Annotated in this window: 12 protein-coding genes and 1 pseudogene; 5 read left to right on the top strand and 8 right to left on the bottom strand. The window is 73.1% G+C overall.

Features of this window, described 5'->3' with window-relative positions:
- A partial coding sequence (locus CUT83_RS13125; RefSeq protein WP_158239006.1) for an amino acid adenylation domain-containing protein occupies nucleotides 1-3,493 on the bottom strand: 3,493 nt, incomplete at its 3' end.
- A 442-nt stretch (nucleotides 3,494-3,935) separates the two neighbouring features.
- Here CUT83_RS13125 and CUT83_RS13115 point away from each other — a divergent pair.
- From CUT83_RS13115 to CUT83_RS13100, 4 genes are all read left to right on the top strand, one after another.
- Entirely contained in the window at nucleotides 3,936-5,426 is a 1,491-nt protein-coding gene (locus tag CUT83_RS13115; protein ID WP_101256018.1) for an AMP-binding protein, read from the top strand.
- 31 nt (nucleotides 5,427-5,457) lie between these two features.
- Nucleotides 5,458-7,623, top strand: a complete 2,166-nt coding sequence (pabB, locus tag CUT83_RS13110; RefSeq protein ID WP_093850098.1) for an aminodeoxychorismate synthase component I — start codon at nucleotides 5,458-5,460, stop codon at nucleotides 7,621-7,623.
- 304 nt (nucleotides 7,624-7,927) lie between these two features.
- The gene (locus CUT83_RS30540; RefSeq protein WP_240957832.1) at nucleotides 7,928-8,575 is read left to right on the top strand and encodes a LuxR C-terminal-related transcriptional regulator; all 648 of its coding nucleotides are present in this window, start codon (nucleotides 7,928-7,930) and stop codon (nucleotides 8,573-8,575) included.
- 86 nt (nucleotides 8,576-8,661) lie between these two features.
- On the top strand, nucleotides 8,662-9,171 hold the full coding sequence (locus tag CUT83_RS13100) for an O-acetyl-ADP-ribose deacetylase (RefSeq protein WP_101256017.1): 510 nt from the start codon (nucleotides 8,662-8,664) through the stop codon (nucleotides 9,169-9,171).
- 58 nt (nucleotides 9,172-9,229) lie between these two features.
- On the opposite strand, the gene CUT83_RS13095 is transcribed toward CUT83_RS13100, so the two are convergent.
- From CUT83_RS13095 to rhaI, 7 genes and pseudogenes are all read right to left on the bottom strand, one after another.
- Nucleotides 9,230-10,525 carry an exo-beta-N-acetylmuramidase NamZ family protein gene (locus CUT83_RS13095; protein WP_101256016.1) on the bottom strand — a complete coding sequence of 432 codons (1,296 nt, stop codon included), beginning with the start codon at nucleotides 10,523-10,525 and terminating at the stop codon, nucleotides 9,230-9,232.
- A 113-nt stretch (nucleotides 10,526-10,638) separates the two neighbouring features.
- Nucleotides 10,639-11,320: pseudogene (locus CUT83_RS13090) on the bottom strand (LutC/YkgG family protein).
- A complete protein-coding gene (locus CUT83_RS13085; protein WP_101256015.1) occupies nucleotides 11,317-12,891 on the bottom strand; it encodes a lactate utilization protein B in 1,575 nt (524 codons plus the stop codon). Before CUT83_RS13085 ends, CUT83_RS13090 begins: the two are co-directional and overlap by 4 nt.
- Entirely contained in the window at nucleotides 12,888-13,682 is a 795-nt protein-coding gene (locus CUT83_RS13080; protein ID WP_101256014.1) for a (Fe-S)-binding protein, read from the bottom strand. The genes CUT83_RS13085 and CUT83_RS13080 overlap by 4 nt, the downstream gene beginning before the upstream one ends.
- Nucleotides 13,673-15,094 (bottom strand): rhamnulokinase, encoded by a 1,422-nt coding sequence (locus CUT83_RS13075; protein WP_101256013.1) that lies wholly within the window; start codon nucleotides 15,092-15,094, stop codon nucleotides 13,673-13,675. The genes CUT83_RS13080 and CUT83_RS13075 overlap by 10 nt, the downstream gene beginning before the upstream one ends.
- A gap of 171 nt (nucleotides 15,095-15,265) precedes the next feature.
- Nucleotides 15,266-17,320, bottom strand: coding sequence for a bifunctional aldolase/short-chain dehydrogenase (locus CUT83_RS13070; protein ID WP_101256012.1), 2,055 nt, complete (start codon nucleotides 17,318-17,320; stop codon nucleotides 15,266-15,268).
- Between the two features lie 5 nt (nucleotides 17,321-17,325).
- Entirely contained in the window at nucleotides 17,326-18,486 is a 1,161-nt protein-coding gene (gene rhaI / locus CUT83_RS13065) for an L-rhamnose isomerase (RefSeq protein ID WP_101256011.1), read from the bottom strand.
- 255 nt (nucleotides 18,487-18,741) lie between these two features.
- Here rhaI and CUT83_RS13060 point away from each other — a divergent pair, with 255 nt between their 5' ends.
- Nucleotides 18,742-19,062, top strand: a complete 321-nt coding sequence (locus tag CUT83_RS13060) for an L-rhamnose mutarotase (protein WP_093850107.1) — start codon at nucleotides 18,742-18,744, stop codon at nucleotides 19,060-19,062.
- Nucleotides 19,063-19,126 lie beyond the last annotated feature (64 nt).

Here is a 19,126-nt window from a genome sequence, read left to right as displayed (position 1 = left end):
CCGGGGTGACGGCGGCTGCGAGTTGGTGGGTGTGGGGGGTTTTGAGGGCGGTGGCGGTGGTGATGTGGGGGTGTTGGGTGAGGGCGGTTTCGATTTCGCCGAGTTCGATGCGGTGGCCGTTGATCTTGATTTGGTGGTCGGTGCGGCCGAGGAATTCGAGGGTGCCGTCGGGCCAGTAGCGTCCGAGGTCTCCGGTGCGGTACCAGCGGGTGTGGTGGGTGTGGGGGAATTTGCGGTCGGTGGTGTGGGGGTCGTTGTGGTAGCCGAGGGCGAGGCTGTGGCCGCCGATCCACAGTTCGCCGGGGACCCAGTCGGGGGCGTCGTGTCCGTGGTGGTTGACGACGCGGTAGTGCTGGTTGCGCAGGGGGCGGCCGTAGGGGATGGAGGTCCAGTGCGGGGGGATGGTGGTGATGTGGTGGTGGTTGGACCAGATGCCGGCTTCGGTGGCGCCGCCGAGGGCGATGAGGGTGCAGTGGGGGAGGTGGTGGGTGAGGCGGGGGTGGAGGTCGAGGGGGACCCAGTCGCCGGAGACGAGGGCGAGGCGGAGGGTGGGGGGTAGGGGGTGGTCGTCGGTGGTGGTGGTCAGGAGCATGTCCAGCAGGGCTGGGACGGTGTTCCAGATGGTGGGGTGGTGGGTGTGGGCGAGGTGGTGCCAGTGGTCGGGGTCGGTGCGGTGGTCGTGGTGGGGGAGGATGAGGGTGCCGCCGGCGGTGAGCAGGCCGAAGGTGTCGTAGACGGAGAGGTCGAAGTCCAGGGCGGACAGGGCCAGGACGCGGTCGTCGGCGGTGACGTGGCAGCGGTCGTTGAGGTCGGTGATGGTGTTCATGGCGGCGCGGTGGGAGACGGCCACGCCCTTGGGTTCGCCGGTGGATCCCGATGTGAAGATCACATAGGCCAGGGTGTCGGGGTCCTGGGGCAGGGGTGCGTCCAGCGGGGCGGAGGCGGCGCAGTCGGCCAGGGGCACCGTCGCCGGTTCTCCGGGCTGTTCGTCCGCGGTCTCTCCCGTCAGCACGGTGCGTACTCCGGCGCGTTGGTAGATCCGTTTGCGGCGTTCGGGTGGCTGGTCGACGCCGACGGGGACGTAGGCGGCTCCGGCGGCCAGGATGCCGAGGACGGCGGCGATCTGGTCGGGTCCCTTGGGGAGGGTGACGGCGATCGGTTCGCCCGGGGTGGTGCCGCGGTCCAGCAGGGTTGTGGCGATGCGCAGGGCCTGGTCGGCGAGGTCGTGGTAGGTGGTGTGGCCGTCGGGGGTGAGCAGGGCGGTGCGGTGGGGGGTGCGGGCGGCGTGGGTGAAGAAGCCGTCGTGCAGGAGGGTGTCGGGCAGGGGGCCGGTGGTGTCGTTGGCGGTGGCGCGGACGAGGCGCTGCTCGGGTGGGAGCAGTGGGGGCAGGGGGGTGTTCCAGTCGTGGTCGCCGAGGTGGTCGAGCAGGCGGGTGTAGGTGGTGAACATGGCGTCCAGGACGCCGGGCGGGAAGAGTTCCTCGACCGCGTCCCACACCAGCAGCAGGCCGCCGTCCTGCTCGATCACCTGGTGGTCCAGCCACACCTGCGGCGTCTGCGACAGCATCCAGCCGAGCCGGCCGAACGCCTCCTGCGTCTCCTGGCCGACCAGGTCGCCCATGCCGACGGCGCTGGTGAACACCACGGAGGGAGGAGGGGCCCCGTCCGTGCGCGACCGCGCCAGATCGCGGAGGACCTCCACCCCGGTGTACTCGGAATGGGCCATGTCGGATCGCAGGCGGGCCTGTAGTTCCAGTGCCCGCTGCCCGAACCCGGTCTCGGAGTCCAGGTCCACCTCCAGCGGTACGAGGTTGGTGAAGTCCGCCACCAGGTGCTCGACGTGGGGGTCCAGCACGGAGCGGTCGAACAGCGGGACGTTCAGCAGGAAGCGCGGTTCCGTGCTCCAGGCGCCGAGGACCTCGGCGTAGGCCGTCGCCAGCAGCACGGGGACGGTGACCCCGTGTCGGCGCGCGAGTTCCTCCAGCGCGGCCCGCTCCCGTGCGTCCAGCCGGTGGTCGCGCCGGACGAAGCGCGGAGCCGCGATCGACGAGGGCTCGACGGAGACCGGGAGCTGGGGACCGCCGGGCAGATCGGGGAGGCGGGCGTGCCAGTACTCCCGGGCCCGTTCCCGGTCGGCGCTGCGCCGGTCCTCCACCCGGGCGAGGTAGGTGGGGAAACCGTAGCCGAGCTCCGGCAGCCCGGCCCGGTCGGCGTCCCCGCCCGCCCGGTAGATGCGCGACAGGTCGCGGAAGAGGATCTGGATGCTGAGCACGTCCGCCACCAGCAGGTCCACGTTGACGTGCATGCGGTGGCGGTCCCCGGGCAGCAGCGACAGCCGCACGTCGAACACCACACCGCCGTCGACGTCCAGACGGCGGTGCGCGAGGCGCTCCCGCTCCTCGGCCAGATGGCGTTCCACCTCGGCCTCGCCGGCTCCGCGCAGGTCGTGCACCGTGAGGCCGGGCCAGGCGGGATCCTCCGGCACCTGCTGGGTCCCGTCGTCCAGGAACCTGGCCCGCAGCATCGCGTGGCGGCGCATCAGCTCCCGTACGGAACCCTCCAGGAGCCCGGGGTCCACCGGGGTGCGCGGGTCGCCGTCGAACTCCACGTAGAAGTGGCATGCCACGCCACCGAGCACCTGGTCGTCGCGGCGTCCGATCCAGTACGCGTGCTGCACGGGTGTCAGGGCGAAGGGCTCGCTCTCGTCGACCGCCGATCCGTCCGCCGAACGGCCGGCCTCCCCGCCGTCCGGCCGTTCGCGCCGATCGGTGACCAGTTTCCACCAGGCGGTGAGAACAGGACGCTCGGCGAAGTCGGCGAACTTCAGCGACAGGGAGTCGAGTTGCCACTGGTTGACGAGCTGCATGAGCCGGATGGAGTCCAGCCCGTGGTAGACGAGGTCGTCCTCGTCGCCGATGGCGGAGGGGGTGACGCCCACGGAGCGCGCGACGTCCTCGCGCATCGACTCCAGGGTCAGCGCGGGCAGGCCGCCTGACCGCGGGGCCGGCGCCCCGGCGGGAACGGGACGCCCGGCGGCGTCGCCGACGTTGGTGGTGCCGGTGGAGGAGGAGCCGGAGGGCCGGGCGGGGTCCACCGCGTCGTGGCGGTGGAGCAGTTCGAGTTCACCGGACCGGTAGCGACGCAGCACCTCCCGCCGCCGTGCGGAAGCGTTCGCCGGTTCCCCTCCGGCCGGCGCGGCGAGTGCCCCTGCGCGGACCAGACCCACGGTCTCCGGTGCCAGTCCGCACTCGGCCACCATGGTCCTGACCGCGGCACGTGCGCACGTCGCCCAGTCGCGCTCCTCGAGCCCGGGGCCGGCCTCCAGCAGGAGCGTGAGGCCGCCTCCGTGGTGTGTCCGCAGCGCGCAGACGGCGCCGACCGTGTCCGTGCAGGCCCGCACCGCGTTTTCGGCCCGTTCCAGTTCCAGGACATCGGGCCGACTGCCGTGCAGGGTTTCCGTCGCATCTTTTCCAAGGGGGAGTCCGTCCGGCATGCGGTTTACGTTGACATAGCGAGGAGCCTCTTTCAATACGGCGCAAAAGTCTCACCGGAAGGCACCCGAAAGGGTATTCCAGAGGTACCCGAACGGGTACATGGGCAGTTACAGCACCCGCTCCCACCTGGTCTTATTCTGAGAGTGTTCAGCTGGATGCGATGTGTGAGGAGCTTCTTCGCGCCAACCGGTAGCCGGTCGGGCAGTCGGAAAGCGCACTTGACCGCGGACGGCCGGATGTCTAATTTCCGTCCCGTTGTCCTTGTTGGATTCCGCGCATTCTCAATTCTCGATCACGCAGGAATCGGTGATTCGCCATGACGCAGTTCTGGTACGGCCCGCGGACCCTCGGTTCCCCGCCGGCGCGGTGGGGGCCGGACGGCGGCACGGAGCGGGTCACCGGAACGCCCGGAGCCCTCCGGCCGTTTTCCGGAGGGCCGCTGTGAACCTCGCCGCCGAACTCGCCGACCTTGCCGAACGCCGGGGCCGGCAGCTCCTCCCGGCCTTCCACGAACCCGGGCGGACCTGGACGCACGGCGAGATCCACGACACCGCCGCCCGCGCCGCGACCGTGCTGGCGCACCACTCGGTGCGGCGCGGTGACCGGGTTCTGATCGCCCTGCACGACAGCTCCGCATGGATCGTCGCCTTCCTGGGTGCCGCCCGGCTGGGAGCCGTCGCCGTGCTCGTCAACCCTGACCTCGCCCCTGGTGAGCATGCCGGGCTGGCCGCCGACAGCGACCCCGTCCTCGTCCTCTGCCCCGAGGGAATCGCGGACCGCTTCCCGGCCCCCGCCCTCACCGGGGAGGAGCTGCTGCGCGAGGCGGCACGGGCGCCCCGCGCGGAATCCGCGCGCCTTCCGGCGGACGCCCCCCTGTACGTGCAGTACACCTCGGGTACGACGGGCGAGCCCAAGGGGGCGGTGCACCGGCACCGGGATCCCTTCCACTACCACCGCTCCACCGGATGGGGGGCGCTGCGGGCCGCGGAGCGGGACGTCACCCTGTCGATCTCCCGGCTCTTCTTCGCCTACGGTTTCGGCAACGCCTTCGTCTTCCCGCTCTTCTCCGGCGGCAGCGCCGTACTCCTGCCCCGGCGGCCCACCCCCGCCGATGTCCGCGAGGCGTGTTCCCGCCACGGTGTCACGCTGCTGTACGGCGTGCCCACTTCCTACGCCCAGCTGGTCGCGGAGGGCGATCCCGCGTCCCTGCGGACGGTCCGTGCCGCGGTGTCCGCCGGCGAGTCGCTGAGCCCGTCCCTGGCCGAACGCGCGAGCGGGCTCCTGGGGGCCCCGGTCCTGGAGCAGATCGGCTCGACGGAGGCCGGGCACGCCTTCTGCGCCAACACCGTCGAGGCCGACCGCGTCGGCACCCTCGGACGTCCCGTCGACGGCTACCGGCTGCGCCTGACCGACAAGGACGGGCGCGATGTGCCCGAGGGCGCCGAGGGGCGGTTGTGGGTGGCGGGGCCGACCCTGATGGCCGGTTACCTGAACAAACCGCGGCAGACCTCGGAGACGGTCGTGGACGGGTGGCTGGACACGGGGGACCTGGCGGTCCGCGAGCCCGACGGGAGCTACGTCCACCGCGGGCGCGCCGACGACCTGGAGATGGTGGGCGGCATCACCGTGGCCCCGCACGAGATCGAGCGGATACTGCAGGAACACCCCGGAGTGCTGGAGGCGGCGGTGGCCGCGTGCCCCGACGAGCGCGGGGCGACCAGGCTGCGGGCCTTCGTCGTCCCCCGGGAGGGCGGATCGGTCCGGCCGCCCGGCGCGGAGGAACTCCTCGGGCGGCTGACCGGCCGGGTGGCCCGCTACAAGGTGCCCCGGTCCGTGATCTTCGTCCCCGAACTGCCGCGTACCCCCACCGGCAAGCTGCGCCGGTTCGTCCTGCGCCGGACCGCGGGGAACAGGCCGGGCCCGGCCGAGTGACCGTCATGCGCCGAAGCGGAGGAAGCGGCCTGTGCGCACACTGCTCGTAGACAACCACGACTCCTACACCTTCAACCTCTACCAGCTTCTCGCCCGCACCTACGGCACGCCGCCGCACGTACTGGCCAACGACGATCCGCGGCTGACGGCGTCCCTCGCCGGCCGCTTCGACGCGATCGCGGTGTCCCCGGGCCCGGGACGCCCGCAGCGTGCGCGTGACACCGGGCGCGCCCTGGACGTGGTGCGGGAGAGCGGTCTGCCGACGCTCGGCGTGTGCCTGGGCCACCAGGGACTCGCCCGGCTGGCCGGTGCCCGTGTCGTCCCCGCCCCCCGTCCCCGGCACGGGCACCTGACCCGGGTGGAGCACCGGGGGGAGGGGCTGTTCGCGGGGCTTCCGCAGGGGTTCACGGCCGTCCGCTACCACTCGCTGTGCGTCACCGGTCTGCCCGACGACGTCGAGGCCGACGCCTGGGCCGAGGACGGTGTGCTCATGGGTTTCCACCACCGGTTCCGCCCCTGGTGGGGGGCGCAGTTCCACCCGGAGTCCATAGCCACCGAGTACGGTGCCGAACTGCTGGAGAACTTCCGGGAACTGGCGACGGCCCACCGGTCCCCTTCGCCTCTTCCGGTTCCGTCATCCCGCCCGGTCCCTTCGCCTCTTCCGGCCCGAGCCCCGGGAAAGCCCCGCACCCTCTCGGACGGGCGTCCGCGATGGACACTGCACCACGCGCGTCTGCCGTACGCCGTCGACGCCGGCACGGCGTTCCGGGAGCTGTGCGCCGACCGCCCGTACGCCTTCTGGCTCGACAGCAGCCGGACCTCCTCCGAGACGGCCCGCTTCTCCTTCGTCGGCCACCCGGACGGCCCGTCGGGCGAGGTGCTCCGCTACGCCGTGGGTACCGGGCACGTGGAGGTGCTCGACGCGGACGGGCGCCACCGGTGCCGGCTGCCCGGCGGCATCTTCGACGTCCTGGACCGGCGGACGCGCGAACGCCCCGCCCCCCACGCCCCCGAACTCCCCTTCGGTCTCAAGGGCGGCTACGTCGGTTACCTCGGCTACGAGGTGAAGGCCGACTGCGGTTCGCCCAACGCCCGTTCCTCGTCCACGCCGGACGCGGTGTGGATGACGGCCACCCGGTTCCTGGTCGTCGACCACGAGGAGAACGACACCTGGCTGGTCGCCGCGAGCCTTGATGAGCCCGCGGAGCTCGCGGACGCGAGGCGATGGCTCGCCGAGGCCGCCCGGCGGGCACCGAACTGGCGCCGGCCGGACGGCGACCGGAGCGCCGAACCGGCCGAACCGGCCAACGGGGTGGACCCCGAGGCGTGGCTGGAGGCACCCCGCGGGGTGTACCTGGAACGTGTCCGCGCCTGCCTGGACGAGCTGCACGCGGGCGAGAGCTACGAGATCTGCCTGACCACCGAGGCGAGGATCCCCTTCCGCGGCGACGCGTTCGCCCTCTACCTGCGCCAGCGGGCGCTCAACCCCGCGCCGTACGCCGCCTACCTCCAGGCCGGCGACACCCGCGTGCTGTGCTCGTCCCCGGAGCGCTTCCTGAAGATCGGCGAGGACGGCGTGGCGGAGGCGAGGCCGATAAAGGGCACCGCACCGCGCCACCGGGACCCGGCCGAGGACGCCCGGGCCGGGGACGAGCTCGCCTCCTCGCCCAAGACCCGCGCGGAGAACCTGATGATCGTGGATCTGCTCCGCAACGACCTGGGGCGGGTCTGCGGAATCGGCAGTGTGGACGTGCCCTCCTTCATGAACGTGGAGTCCTACACCACCGTGCACCAGCTCGTCACCACCGTGCGGGGCCGGCTCCTGCCCGGTGTCGGTCCGGTGCGGGCCGTCCGCGCCTGCTTCCCCGGGGGGTCCATGACCGGCGCCCCCAAGCTCCGGACCATGGAGATCATCGGCCGTCTCGAGGACCGTCCGCGCGGTGTGTACTCCGGGGCCCTCGGTTTCATCGGTCTCACCGGGGCGGCCGATCTGAACATCGTCATCCGCACCGCCGTGGCGCACGGCGGTTGCCTGGACGTCGGCGCGGGAGGGGCCGTCGTGCTCGACTCGGATCCGGCCGCCGAGTACGAGGAGATGCTGGTGAAACTGCGTGCTCCGCTGCGGGGGCTGGCCGCCCCCGACACGCCTGTTGCGGACCGCGGAAAGATTATTGTTCGATCCTCCGCGTTCGGGTAACAAGTTAGACCGTTACCGGCCGACGCAGGTACGAACCTGTGCCGGTCCCAACTCCTGGCGAACGGGGGAGTTCCCGATGCACAGAAGCCGCAGACACCGGAGGGAACACCGGGGGTCGCCGCTGTCGCCGCCCTCGCGTCCGCTGACCTGACCGCGAGCCGTGCCGTCACCGGACAGCCGGACGGCGCCGCCGCGTCCCATGTCGCCCACGGCCGGCCCCAGCGCTCCGCCGGCCGTGGGCGTTTGCTCCATCTGTGTATATGGGGGTCAGATGAGATCTACAGCAGTGTGTTCCCTGTGCCCGGTGACTTCTCTGCACGTACTGGTGGCCGGCGGGCCGAAGGTGCTGCGCAGAGGTATCGAGGCGCTCCTGACCGAGACGGACGACGTCGCGGAGGTCGTGTCCGTCCCGGACGGCGCGAGCGCCGCCGCGGAGGTGCGCAGACGCTCCGCCGAACTCGTCGTCCTCGTCTGCCGCGGCCCCGACGACGCGACGGAGGAGGCGCTCTGCGCGATCCGTGCCGAGGGCGCCACCTCCCTCGTCATCCTCGGCGACTCCGACCCGACGTTTCTGGAACGCGCCGCCCGGTACCCCGCCGACGGCTTCATGATGACCGAGGAACTCAGCGAGGACTCGCTGAGCAGGGCCCTGGACGCCCTCTCCCGGGGTGAGATGCCCTTCCCCCCGGTGCTGGGGCGCATCGCTCTCTCCGCACTGCGCGAACCGCTGCTCCCCCTGCAGCAGCCCGTACTCTCGCCGCGGGAGCGCGAGACCCTGGTGCTGCTGGCGATGGGGCTCAGCAACAAGGAGATCGGCCTCAGGCTGGACATCACCGAGCACGGCGCGAAGCGGCACGTCAGCCGTATATTGTCCAAGTTGAACTGCTCCAACCGGACCATGGCCGCGCGAACCGCTCACCGCATGGGTTTACTCGCCGACGCCGACCGGTGAACCCACCGCCCGAGTGCGCTCCGGTCCCACCCCGAACTCACCGCGAGCGCGCCGACAGGGACGCCCGCCGCCGAGAGGAGGACCGCATGACACGGATTCGACCGGTTCGGGGCGACATCACCGAGCAGCGCGTCGACGCGGTGGTGAACGCCGCCAACTCCTCCCTGCTGGGCGACGGAGGCGTCGACGGGGCGATCCACCGCAGGGGAGGCCCGGAGATCCTCGCCGAGTGCCGGGCCCTGCGTGCCTCCCGCTACGGCAGGGGCCTGCCGACCGGACAGGCGGTGGCCACCACGGCCGGGCGGCTGCCCGCGCGCTGGGTGATCCACACCGTGGGACCGGTCTTCAGCCGGGACGAGGACCGCTCGGAACTGCTCGCCTCCTGCTACCGGGAGTCCCTGCGGGTGGCACGCGAGCTGGGCGCCCGCACCATCGCCTTCCCCGCGGTCTCCACGGGCGCCTACGGCTGGCCGCCGGAGGACGCCGCGCGCATCGCCGTCGAGACGGTTCGCGCGACGCGGACGTCGGTCGAGGAGGCCCGGTTCGTCCTCTTCGGCGAGCGGGCGTACCAGGCGTTCGCCGAGCGGTTGCGCTGAACGGCCGGTCCGCGGCGCCCGGGCGCCGCGGACCGGCCGTCTCCCGTCCCTCGGGGGCTCAGCGGTAGAGCAGGTACGGGCGGCGCGCCCGTTCGAAGGCGCGCACCTCCTCCCGCCAGGCGGCCGTGATCTCCTCCACGTCCTTGCCCGCGTCGATCAGCTCCCGCAGCCGGGGTGAGCCGGAGAGCTTGTCGATCCAGAACGGGCGCCCGGTGTCCCAGGAGTCCTGGCGCCAGGCGAAGTCGGGGTGGCGGCGCGCCTCCACCAGCATCGCCACCGCCGTGGGGATCGGCTCGTAGCGGAGCGGGTCGGTGACGTGGATCTGGACGCCCGCGCAGGTGGTGCCGGTGTGCTTGCCGAACGTCGGCACGAAGTAGCCCTCGCGGAACCGCACTCCCGGCAGTTTCCGCGCGTTCAGCCGGTCGCCGTAGCGGTGGTCCAGGTACGGCGCGCCGACGAACTCGAACGGTCGGGTGGTGCCGCGCCCCTCCGAGAGGTTGGTGCCCTCGAAGTAACCGGTCCCGGCGTAGACCACGGCGGTGTCCGCGGTCGGCATGTTCGGGGAGGGCGGCACCCAGGGCAGGCCGCTGCCGTGCGCGGTGGAGTACGGGTCCCAGCCGCGCACCGGCACGACCTCCAGCTCCGCCGGCTCCCCGCCCCCGCCCTCCTTCGGCAGCAGCTCGCCGTTGAAGTAGCGGGCCAGTTCGCCCACCGTCATCCCGTGCTGCTGGATGATCACCTCGGCGCCGACGCCCGAGGTGAACTCCTCGGTCATCAGCGGGCCGTCGGCCCGCCGCCCGATCGGGTTGGGACGGTCCAGCACGACGAAGCGGGCGCCGGTGGAGCGGGCGGCGATCATCGCGTTGTACATGGTCCAGATGTAGGTGTAGAAGCGGACGCCGACATCCTGGATGTCGAAGACGATCGTGTCCGCCCCGGCCCTGGTGAACAGCTCGGCCAGCTTCGCCGCGCCCGCCCCGTACGCGTCGTACACCGTCAGGCCGGTACGCGGGTCGGTGAACTCCGGCTCGGATCCGCCCGCCTGCGCGCTGCCCCGGAAACCGTGCTCGGGGCCGAACACCCCGACGATCTCCAGCTCGCTGCGCGCGGCCATGGAGTCCACGATGTGGCCGGTGTCGCGCAGTACGCCGGTGGGATTGCTGATCACCCCGACCCTGCGGCCGCGCAGCATGGACCAGTCGCGGGCGGCCGCGACGTCGGCGCCGGGGACGACGCCCCGGCCGCCGGAGCGGCTGCCGCCCGCGGCGGTGGCGGCGGCGGTGGCGGGGGGCAGAAGCGGGGCGGCCAGCGCGGCTGCCGCGCCGCCGGCGAGGAGGGATCGGCGGGAAGGCATGCGGGGAAGCTAGCCGCGGGCGTGCTGAGCGACAAGAGGCCACGCACGGTGACAGAGGTACAGAGCAATGACGGCGCCCCGACGGAGCAGCCCCGGTCGCGCCCGCCCGGTGCTCACCCCGCGCCGCCTCCTTCGGGGGCCGGATCCTCGACGAGGACCACCTCCAGGGTGCGCGGGCCGTGGACGCCCTCCACCCGGTCCAGCTCGATGTCGCTGGTGGCCGACGGGCCGGAGATCCAGGTCAGCGGACGGGCCGGGGCGAGCCTCTCCAGTGCCTCGGGCACCGACGCCACCACCTGCCCGGGGGCGCGCACCACGCAGATGTGGTGGTCGGGGATCAGGGTGATGCGTCGGCGTCCCTGCCCGGGGCCGCCGTCCAGCACGATCGTGCCGGTCTCCGCGATCGCCACCGCGCACCCGGTCACCACGCTGTCCACCGAGTCCAGTTCGCGTGCGGTGGAGGCGGCGCGGTCGTGGACACGGACGGGGTCGGCGGCCTTCAGCCAGTGCGGCGGCAGACCGGGCGGCACCAGCACCGTGGCGCTGCCGCGCGTCGCCAGCAGACGGCACAGCAGCAGGGGCAGGCCGTCTTCGCCGGTGCGGTGCACCACGGCGCGGTAGTCCGCCAGGTTCTCGGCCAGCAGCCCGGTGAGCGCCCCGGCCGCCCCGGTCCCGGACGGGAGACGGGCGCGCGCGTACTCCCGGGGGGACGGGGACGTCGTCCGGCGTCTCGGAGCGCGGTACGTCCCGCAGGGCGCCGCGGATCCGCCCCAGCACCGTCTCGCGGTCGCTCATCGGTCGCCTCCCCCCTCTGCCCGCCCTGCCCGCTCCGTCTGCTCTGCCTGCCCTGTTTGATCTGTTTGATCTTCCCGGCCCTTCCGCCCCCCGCTCCCGTTCCCCCGTTCGCGCAGCCACCAGTCGCGGAAGGACTCGGCGGGCACTTCGGGCAGCTCTCGGCTCGCCGTCCAGGCCCGGCCCGGTCCCGGCAGGCGGCGCGGGTGCAGCCGCCTGGTGCGGGAGGCCAGCCGCTGGCCGGCCCGCAGCGCCGCCGGATGCTCGAAGACCCAGCGGGCCGCCCGCATCGCCGCGCGCTCGGCGGCGTGGCCGCGGGCGGGGCGGATGGTGGTGCGCCGTCCGCGCACCGTCGCCTCGCCGCCCTCCACGACGCGTTCGCGCAGATGGACCAGGACCTGGGGGATGTCGATGGCCACCGGGCAGACCTCGTAGCAGGCCCCGCACAGCGAGGACGCGTACGGCAGCGAGGCGTCCAGCTCCGTGGCCGTGCCGCGCAGCTGAGGGGTGAGGATCGCGCCGATCGGGCCCGGATAGGCCGAGCCGTAGGCGTGCCCGCCCGCCCGCTCGTAGACCGGGCAGACGTTCAGGCAGGCCGAGCAGCGGATGCAGCGCAGCGCCTGGCGGCCCACGGCGTCGGCCAGCGCGTCGGTGCGGCCGTTGTCCAGCAGCACCAGGTGGAAGTCGCGCGGGCCGTCGGCGCCCTCGGCGTCCGCGGCGCCCGTCCACATCGAGGTGTAGGGGTTCATCCGCTCGGCGGTGGAGGAGCGGGGCAGCAGCTGGAGGAAGACCTCCAGGTCGCGCCAGGAGGGCACCACCTTCTCGATGCCGACCACCGAGATCAGCGTCTCGGGCAGGGTCAGGCACATCCGCCCGTTGCCCTCGGACTCCACCACCACCAGCGTGCCGGTCTCGGCCACCATGAAGTTGGCGCCCGAGATCCCGACCTTCGCGCGCAGGAACTTCTCCCGCAGGTGCAGCCGGGCCGCCTCGGCCAGCTCGGCCGGCTCCTCGCTCAGGTCCTCGGGCGCGGGGCGGCCCCAGCGCCCCATCTCGGAGCGGAAGATGTCACGGATCTCGCCGCGGTTGCGGTGGATGGCGGGGACGAGGATGTGCGAGGGCAGATCGTCGCCGAGCTGGACGATCAGCTCGGCCAGGTCGGTCTCGTAGGCGCGGATCCCGGCCGCCTCCAGGGCCTGGTTCAGGCCGATCTCCTGGGTGGCCATCGACTTGACCTTGACCACCTCGCTCTCGCCGGTGGCGCGGACCAGCTGAGTGACGATCCGGTTGGCCTCGGCGGCGTCGGCGGCCCAGTGGACGGTGCCGCCCGCGGCGGTCACGGCCTCCTCCAGCCGCTCCAGGTAGTGGTCGAGGTGGCGCAGGGTGCGGTCCTTGATCGCCGCGCCGGCGGCCCGCAGCCCGGCCCAGTCCGGCAGCTCGGCGACGGCCTGCGCGCGCTTGGCGCGGATGGTGCCGGTGGCGTGGCGCAGGTTGCCGCGCAGCCGCGTGTCGCGGACGGCCGCGGCGGCGGCCTCGGGGAAGGCGGGCATGCCCAGGAACGTCCCACCGCTCATCGCGTCTCCTCCCGCGTGCCGCCGGCCGTTCCGCCGGTCGCGGTGCCGTCGGCCGTCGTGCGGTCGGCCGTCGAGGCCAGGATCTCGGCGAGGTGGACGGGCCGGACGGCCGAACCCCGCCGGGCCAGGGTGCCGCCGATGTGCATCAGACAGGAGTTGTCCACCGCGCACACCGCCTGAGCCCCCGTTCCCTCGACGTTGCGTGCCTTGTCCGCGCCCATCGCCGCCGACACCGCCGCGTTCTTCACCGCGAACGTCCCGCCGAAACCGCAGCACTCCCGTGCGCCCGGCAGCTCCACCAGCTCCAGGCCGCGCACGTTCTCCAGCAGCCGCCGGGGCCGGTCGCCCAGTCCCAGCGTCCGCAGGCCGTGGCAGGTGGGGTGGTAGGTCACGGTGTGCGGGTAGTACGCGCCCACGTCCGTCACCCCCAGCACGTCCACCAGGAACTCGCTCAGCTCGTACGTCCTGGAAGCCGCCTCGGCCGCCTCGGCCGCCCTCCGGCCCCCGAGGGCACGGGCGGCGATCCGCGGATGGTTCTCGCGCACCATCGCCGCGCAGGAACCGGACGGGGTGACGATGTGGTCGTAGCCGCGGAAGACCTCGGCGAAGCGTCGCACCAGCGGCTCGGTCTCGCGCCGGTAGCCGGTGTTGAACTGGGGCTGCCCGCAGCAGCTCTGGGCGAGGGGGAAGTCCACCTCCACCCCCAGCCGCTCCAGCACGGCGAGAGCGGCCCGCCCGGTGCCCGGGTAGAGCGTGTCGGTCACACACGTCACGAACAGCGCTACCCGCATACCGCGGCCTCCGCCCGACGCCAGGCTGCCTGGTCACCCATGGGCTCATGGTGCCGCAGCGGCCGGGTGGCGCGCAGCAGGGAGCGCAGCGCCGCCAGGTCGCCGCGCACGGCGCCGGCCGCACGCGCCTGGACCAGTACGTTGCCGAAGGCCGCCGCCTCGGCCGGGCCCGCCACCACCGGCAGCCCGCAGGCGTCGGCCGTCAGCCGGCACAGCAGCTCGTTGCGCGCCCCGCCGCCGACGATGTGCACCACCTCCACCTCCCGCCCCGACAGCCGCTGGGCGTCGGCGACCGCCCGGCGGTGGGCCAGGGCCAGGGAGTCCAGTACGCAGCGGACCGTCTCGGCCGGATCGCGGGGCACCGGCAGGCCGGTGCGGCGGCACGCCTCGGCGATCCGCGCGGGCATCCGCCCCGGCGCCAGGAAGGCCGGATCGCCGGCGTCCACCACCGAGCGCAGCGCGGGCGCCTTCGCCGCCTCGCGCAGCAGCACCGCCAGGTCCGGCGCGAGCCCCTCGGCCTCCCAGGAGCGCAGACACTCCTGGAGGAGCCACAGGCCCATGATGTTGCGCAGATAGCGGACCGTGCCGTCCACGCCCAGCTCGTTGGTGAAGTTCGCGGCGCGCGACTGCTCGGTGAGCACCGGCGCCTCCAGCTCCACACCGGCCAGCGACCAGGTGCCCGTGGCGATGTACGCGAACGCCCGCCCGCTCTGTGCGGGGACCCCGGCCACGGCGGAGGCGGTGTCGTGCGAGCCGACGGCCGTCACCGGCACCGGCCCGTCCAGCCCGCACTCCTCCAGCACCTCGCCCAGCAGTTCGCCCGCCGGATCCCCCGGCCGCCGCAGCGGCGGGAACAGCGACAGGTCGACGCCGAACGCCTTCGCCACCGGCCGCGCCCAGTCGCCGGTGCGCGGGTCGACCAGCTGGGTGGTGGAGGCGTTGGTCAGCTCGGTGCCCGCCTCGCCCGTCAGCCAGTACGCGATCAGATCCGGGATCAGCAGCAGGCGCCGGGCGGCCTCCAGCGCGGGCGTGCCGCGGGCCGCCACCAGCTGGTGGAGGGTGTTGAACGGCTGGTACTGCAGGCCCGTGGCGGCGTACAGCTCCCCGGGCGGCAGCACGGCCGCGGCCCGCCCCGCGGCCCCCGCCGTCCGGCCGTCGCGGTAGTGCACCGGATTGCCCAGCAGCGCGCCCGAGGCGTCCAGCAGCCCGTAGTCCACCGCCCAGGAGTCGACGCCGACCGAGGCCAGACGCCCCCCGCGCGCGGCCCGGCCCGCCTCCCGCAGCCCGTCCAGCACACCCCGGTACAGGCCGAGGACGTCCCAGTGCAGGGTGCCGCCGACGCGGACGGGACGATTGGGGAAACGGTGCGCCTCGCGCAGCTCCAGAACGTCCGGCCCGGCCGTGCCCACCATGACGCGCCCGCTGGAGGCGCCCAGATCGACGGCGGCGAAGGACAGGGGGGAGCGCGGTGGTGGGGCAGGGGGCACGGTGGACCTCGCGGGACGGTGGGTCGGGCCTGCCCGGCGACCGCGGTGGCACGACAGGGCGCGTGCGGTGGCCGGGCAGGGGGTCTGGAAGGGGCGTCAGCGCAGGAAGGCGGCGGCCACGCCCGCGTCGACGGGGATGTGCAGTCCGGTGGTGTGGCTCAGCTCACCGCCGGTGAGGGCGAACACCGCGTTCGCCACGTGCTCGGGCAGCACCTCGCGCTTGAGGAGGGTGCGCTGGGCGTAGAACTCGCCGAGCTTCTCCTCCGGCACCCCGTACACCGCGGCGCGCCGCGCCCCCCAGCCGCCGGCGAAGATGCCGGAGCCGCGCACCACGCCGTCGGGATTGACGCCGTTGACGCGGATGCCCGCCTCGCCCAGCTCGGCGGCGAGCAGCCGCACCTGGTGGGCCTGGTCGGCCTTGGCGGCGCCGTAGGCGATGTTGTTGGGGCCCGCGAAGACGCCGTTCTTGGAGGCGATGTAGACGATGTCGCCGCCCATGCCCTGGGCGGCCATCACCCGGGCGGCCTCGCGGGAGACCAGGAAGGAGCCGCGGGCCATGATGGCGTGCTGGAGGTCCCAGTCCCTCACGGTCGTCTCCAGCAGGGGCTTGGAGATGGAGACGCCCGCGTTGTTGACCACCAGGTCCACGCCGCCGAAGGCGAGGACGGCCGCCCCGAACGCGCGGGCGATCTGCTCCTCGTCGGTGACGTCCACCGTCACCGCCACCGCCTTGTCGGGGCCGCCCAGCTCCTCGGCCACGGCGCGGGCCTTCTCCGCGTCGAGGTCGGCGACCACCACGCACGCGCCCTCGGCGGCCAGCCGGTGCGCGATGGCCCGCCCGATGCCCGACCCGGCGCCGGTGACCAGCGCGATCCGGGTGGCCAGGGCCTTCGGCTCCGGCATCCGCCGCAGCTTGGCCTCCTCCAGCTCCCAGTACTCGATGCGGAACTTCTCGCTCTCCTCGATGGGGGAGTAGGAGGAGACGGCCTCGGCGCCGCGCATCACGTTGATCGCGTTGACGTAGAACTCGCCCGCCACCCGCGCGGTCTGCCTGTCCTTGCCGAAGGAGAACATCCCCACCCCCGGCACCAGGACGATCGCCGGGTCCGCCCCGCGCATCGCGGGGGAGCCGGCGGTCGCGTGCCGCTCGTAGTACGCCCGGTACTCCGCGCGGTAGGTGGCGTGCAGCTCCTTCAGCCGGGCGACGGCGTCCTCCAGCGGCGCGGTCGCCGGCAGGTCCAGGACCAGGGGGCTGACCTTGGTGCGCAGGAAGTGGTCCGGGCAGGAGGTGCCCAGGGCCGCCAGACGTGGATGCTCCGCGCGGGAGAGGAAGTCCAGCACGACGCCGGTGTCGGTGAAGTGCCCGACCTGCGGCCGGTCGGCCGAGGCGACGGCGCGCACGTACGGCGCCAGCGCGGCGGCGCGCGCCCGGCGCTCGTCCTCCTCCAGCGGCTCACAGCCCCTGAGGACCGGGCCGAACGGCTCGGGCCGGCCGCGCTCGGCGAGGAACGTCTCGGCGGTGCGGATGATGTGCAGCGAGTTGGCCTCGCACTCCTCGGAGGTGTCGCCCCACGCGGTGATGCCGTGCCCGCCCAGGACGCAGCCGATCGCCCGCGGGTTGGCCTCCTTGACGGCGGCGATGTCCAGCCCGAGCTGGAAGCCGGGACGCCGCCACGGAACCCAGACGACGGTGTCGCCGAAGCACTCGGCAGTCAGCCTCTCGCCGTCGGCGGCGCAGGCGAGCGCGATGCCGGAGTCGGGGTGGAGGTGGTCGACGTGGGCGGCGTCCACCAGGCCGTGCATCGCGGTGTCGATGGAGGGGGCCGCGCCGCCCCGGCCGTGCAGGCAGTGGTCGAACGCGGCGACCATCTCGTCCTCGCGCTCCACCCCCGGGTACACGTCCTTCAGCGCGCGCAGCCGGTCCAGGCGCAGGGCCGCCAGCCCGTCCGCGGTCAGCGTGCCCAGGTCCCCGCCGGAGCCCTTGACCCACAGCAGCTCGGTCCCGCCGCCGGTCACGGGGTCGGTGCCGGTGCCCTTGGCGGAGGTGTTGCCGCCGGCGTAGTTGGTGTTGCGCGGATCGGAGCCCAGCCGGTGCGAGCGCGCCAGCAGCGCCTCGATGGTCTCCCGCTCCGTCGTGCGGTCGCCGTCCATGTCCCTCACACTCCCCAGCCGGCCTGGCGGCCGCCCTTGCGGTCCTCGGTGATCCGCTCGGCCCACCCCGAGCGGTGGTAGGCCGCGACCGGGTCCGGGTCCAGGCCCATCTCCTCGCGGACCTCGGCCAGCAGCGGTCGTACGTCGGTGTCGTAGGCGTCCATCAGCACGGCGTTGGCGGCCAGCACGTCGCCGCACGCCTGGGCTGCCGACAGCGCCTCGCGGTCGACCAGCAGGGCCTTGGCGGTGGCCTCCTGGACGTTCATCACCGAGCGGATGATCGCGGGGATCTTCGCCTCGATGTTGTGGCACTGGTCGAGCATGAAGGCGGTCCGCGGCCCGTAACCGCCGCCGCGCACCACCTCGTACATGATCCGGAAGAGCTGGAAGGGGTCGGCCGAGCCGACCATCAGGTCGTCGTCGGCGTAGAAGCGGGAGTTGAAGTCGAAACCGCCCAGCTTCCCCTCGCGCAGCAGCACGGCCACGATGAACTCGATGTTGGTGCCCGGCGCGTGGTGGCCGGTGTCCACCACCACCTGCGCCTTCTCGCCCAGCCGCAGGCAGTGGGCGTAGGCGGTGCCCCAGTCGGGGACGTCGGTGGTGTAGAAGGCCGGCTCGAAGAACTTGTACTCCAGCAGCATCCGCTGCCCCTCGCCCAGCCGTTCGTACACCGCGGCGAGCGCCTCGGCCAGCCGCTCCTGGCGAGCGCGTATGTCGTCCTGGCCGGGGTAGTTGGTGCCGTCGGCGAACCACAGCTTCAGATCGCGCGAGCCGGTGGCGTCCATGATGTCGACGCACTCCAGCAGATGGTCCAGCGCCTTGCGCCGCACGGCCGCGTCGGGGTGGCAGACGCTGCCGAGCCGGTAGTCGTCGTCCTGGAAGACGTTGGAGTTGATCGCGCCGAGGGACAGTCCGCGCTCCTTCGCGTACCGCGCCAGCCCGGCGTAGTCGTCGACCCGGTCCCAGGGGATGTGCAGGGCCACGGTCGGCGCGACGCCGGTGTGCGCGTGCACCCGGGCCGCGTCGTCGAGCTTCTCCCGGGGGGTGCGCGGGACACCGGGCTGCGCGAAGACCTTGAAACGTGTTCCGGAGTTGCCGTAGGCCCACGAGGGCGTCTCGATGGCCTGTTTCCTGAGGGCCGCCTTCACGGCGGACACGGCGGTCATGCGTCAGAGCTCCCGAGGTCCGGACGGCTTCGTGAATCGTTTCATCGCCGGAAAGCTATGGGGGTTCCGATGAGGGTGTCAAGGGGCGGGGGGCGGGCGAGGTCCAGAGGCGCAGAACTCCCCGGACATTCGAATTTTTCCACCCGCGGGCCGTTGACGGAGGCCGGGGAGTGCCCCTACCGTCCGTGAGCACCTCCATGAAACCTTTCACGGAGGTGCTCACGGTCGTCCACGGCTTCCCACGAGGAGGAACGCGTGCAGCGCGTCTGCTTTCTGCTGAAGGTCCGCGCCGACCGGCTGGCGGAGTACCGCGAGCGGCACGCCGCCGTCTGGCCGGAGATGCTCCGCGCCCTGAGCCGGAGCGGCTGGCGCAACTACTCGCTCTTCCTGCGCGAGGACGGACTCCTCGTCGGCTATCTGGAGACCGAGGACTTCGCCGCGGCCAGGGCCGCCATGGAGGCCACGGACGTCAACGCCCGCTGGCAGGCGGAGATGTCCGGCTTCTTCGAGTCCCCGGACGGCGCGCGGCCGGACGAGGCCATGCGCCCCCTCACCGAGGTCTTCCACCTCGACTGACGGCGGTGACGCCCGTGGTGGCGCCGCGGGTTGTGCTGAGCCCCCGGCCCCGGAGCGGGTGCGT

The sequence above is a fragment of the Streptomyces barkulensis genome, from assembly GCF_002843305.1.
Classification (GTDB): domain Bacteria; phylum Actinomycetota; class Actinomycetes; order Streptomycetales; family Streptomycetaceae; genus Streptomyces; species Streptomyces barkulensis.
This window is presented reverse-complemented; position numbering and strand designations above follow the sequence as displayed.